Genomic DNA, 3030 nt, shown 5'->3' on the forward strand with positions numbered 1-3030 from the left:
TTTGGTTTGTGTGTGTTGTTTTTTTTGTGTGTGGTGTGTGGTGGTGGGTGGGTGTGTGTGTGTGTGTTTGTTGTGGTGTTGGGGGGGGGGGGGGGGGGGGCGCCCGCCCCCCCCCCCCAGGACCCGTGCGCACACGAAAGCAATTTGGACAGGGGGCGCTGGCCAGATCTTTCGACGCAAGGGATGCGACCGTCATGACCGCAACCGAACTGTCAAGTTCCGTCCCTTACAGGGAGGTGACGGACGCCAACGGCCGGGTCTACCGGGTTGGCGAGCGCGACATCGACATCATGGGGCGCAAGCGCAAGTGGATGGTGATCCTGCCCTGGGTGGGCATGATGGGGATCTCTTCCGCCGAGTACGCGTTCGCGTCCGCAGAGGACACTCTGCACACCGCGCACAGCTGGAACAGTCAGCACATCTTCTGGATGATGACGGTCTGGGTCTTCTTCCAGGCCGCGGTCGCCTTCCCGGCGGGAAGGCTGCGTGAGAGCGGCAGGCTGCCGGCCCGCTGGGCCATGATGCTCGGCGCGCTGGGCACGCTGCTCGGCTATCTGTCCCTCGCCTTCGCGCCGCACGTTGTGTTCGCCTACATAGGCTTCAGCGTCTTCAGCGGCATGGGCGCCGGCATGGTGTACGCCACGTGCGTCAACATGGTCGGCAAGTGGTATCCGGAGCGCAGGGGCGGCAAGACGGGCTTCGTGAACGGCGGATTCGCCTACGGCTCCGTGCCGTTCGTGTTCCTGTTCACCGGCTTCATGGACCTGACCAACTTCCGCTGGGTGCTGGTCTCCGTGGGTCTGCTCCTGGCCACGATGGTCGCGACCGCCGGCTTCTTCTTCCGGGACCCGCCGAAGAACTGGTGGCCCGCCGAGATCGACCCGCTGCATCCCCCGGAGGACCCGCGGGCCCGGCGTTCACTGCAGAAGAACCCTCCGGCGGTGAAGCAGTACACCCCCATGGAGGCGTGGCGGACGGGCCGGGTCGCCCTGATGTGGTTCTGCCTGGCGTGTACCTCCGGCGTGAACATCTTCGGCATCGCCTTCCAGGTGGACATCGGAAAGGAGGCCGGTTTCGCGGGCGGGATCGTGGCGACAGCGATGTCGCTCAAGGCGGTCGTCAACGGCACCGGGCGCGGTGTCATCGGCTGGCTCTCCGACCGGTACGGCCGCAAGCAGTGTCTGCTCGCGGTCTGCGTCATTCTGGGCGCCGCCCAGTTCGGCATTCTCTGGTCGGCGCAGGAACAGCACCTTGCGTTCTTCCTGATCTTCTCCGCGATCTCCGGGTTCGGCGGCGGTGCCATCTTCCCGATGTTCGCGGCGCTCACCGCCGACTACTTCGGTGAGAACAACAACGCGACGAACTACGGGATGGTCTACAGCTCCAAGCTCGTCTCCGGTCTGGGTGCGGGCATGGGCTCGATGGTCGTCGCGGCGTGGGGGCATTCGGGTGCCTTCATCCTGGCCGGCTGCATCTCGTTCTTCGCGGGAATCGTCGCGATCTTCCTGTCACCGCCCGGGCGGCCCAAGTCCCGTGACGTCCGCCCCAATCCGCAACCGCTCGGTGAGGAGATGGCCTGATATGACGGCGGAGCCCATCGCCGCAGGAACACACGCGTCGGAGTACGGCGCGGGGTACGAAGAGATCACCGACGAGAACGGCCGCGTCTATCGCGTCGGCGAGACGGACCGCGACATCCTCGGCCATTCCCGGAAATTCATGGTGTACCTGCCGTGGATCGCGATGATGGCCATCAGCGTGTCCGAGTACGCGTACGGCTCGGCGGAGGACACGCTGTCCAGCGCTCACAGCTGGACGCAGTCCAACACCTTCTGGATTCTCAGCGTCTGGGTGTTCTTCCAGGCGGGCATCGCCTTCCCGGCCGGCTGGCTGCGCGAGAAGGGCATCATGACGGCGCGGCGGGCCATGTCCATCGGCTCCTTTCTGTGCCTGCTCGGCTTTCTCGCACTGTCCCATCTGAGCAATGTGTGGCTGGCCATCATCGGGTTCGGTGTCATCGGCGGCCTGGGTTCCGGGCTCGTCTACTCGACGTGCATCAACATGGTCGGGAAGTGGTATCCGGAACGAAAGGGCGGCCGCACCGGATTCGTCAACGGCGGATTCGCGTACGGGTCGTTGCCGTTCATCTTCATCTTCAACTACGGCTTCGACACGTCGAACTACCACCGCGTCCTGGACATGATCGGCGCCTATGTTCTCGTCGTGGTGCTGGTCTGCGCCTTCTTCTTCAAGGACCCGCCGAAGAACTGGTGGCCCTCGGACATCGACCCACTCGTGACCTCGGGTTCCGGGAAGAGTGCTCGGTCGCTCGCCAAGAATCCGCCCGCGGTACGGCAGTTCACACCGAAGGAAGCCATCAGGACGGGAATGCTGCCGCTGATGTGGCTCAGTCTGGTGCTGACGGCCGGGGTGTCGATCTTCGGCATCTCGTTCCAGGTCGACTTCGCCAAGGAGGTCGGGTTCGGGCCCCTCGTGGCGGCGTCCTCGATGGGCGTGATGGCCGTCATCAACGGGGTGGGGCGCGCGGTAGTCGGCTGGATGTCGGACATCATGGGCCGCAAGCTCAGCCTGGTGTTCGTCATCGTCGTCCTGGGGCTCGCCCAGTTCGGCGTCATCTGGGCGGGCGACATCCGCAGCGAAGGGCTGTTCCTGGTCTTCGCGTTCCTCTCCGGATTCGGCGGCGGCGCCTTCTATCCGATGTTCGCGGCTCTGACGCCGGACTATTTCGGCGAGAACTACAACGCCACGAACTACGGGCTCGTCTACAGCGGGAAGCTCATCAGCGGCCTGTTCGGCGGCGGCCTCGGCTCGATGGTGGTCGCCGCGTGGGGGTACAACGGGGCGTACGCGCTGGCCGGCGGCATCTCGATGGTGGCCGCCGCGGTGGCGCTGCTCCTGAAACAGCCGGGGCGAACCGGCACGGTCTAGTGCGCACGCATCTCAGTCACACATGAGTGGGGGCCGGCCCCCGCCGCCGCCGCCCCCCGGCTGCGCCGCACCGCGAAGGCC

General features: G+C 65.6%; 2 protein-coding genes. Both read left to right on the forward strand.

From position 1 onward, the window contains the following. Positions 1–194 precede the first annotated feature (194 nt). Positions 195–1580 carry an OFA family MFS transporter gene (locus tag ACFW9D_RS30285; protein ID WP_384627120.1) on the forward strand — a complete coding sequence of 462 codons (1386 nt, stop codon included), beginning with the start codon at positions 195–197 and terminating at the stop codon, positions 1578–1580. A 1-nt stretch (position 1581) separates the two neighbouring features. After that, positions 1582–2949, forward strand: a complete 1368-nt coding sequence (locus ACFW9D_RS30290) for an OFA family MFS transporter (RefSeq protein WP_384627123.1) — start codon at positions 1582–1584, stop codon at positions 2947–2949. Positions 2950–3030: the final 81 nt, after the last annotated feature.

It is taken from the genome of Streptomyces sp. NPDC059524 (assembly GCF_042749255.1).
GTDB lineage: Bacteria > Actinomycetota > Actinomycetes > Streptomycetales > Streptomycetaceae > Streptomyces > Streptomyces xanthii.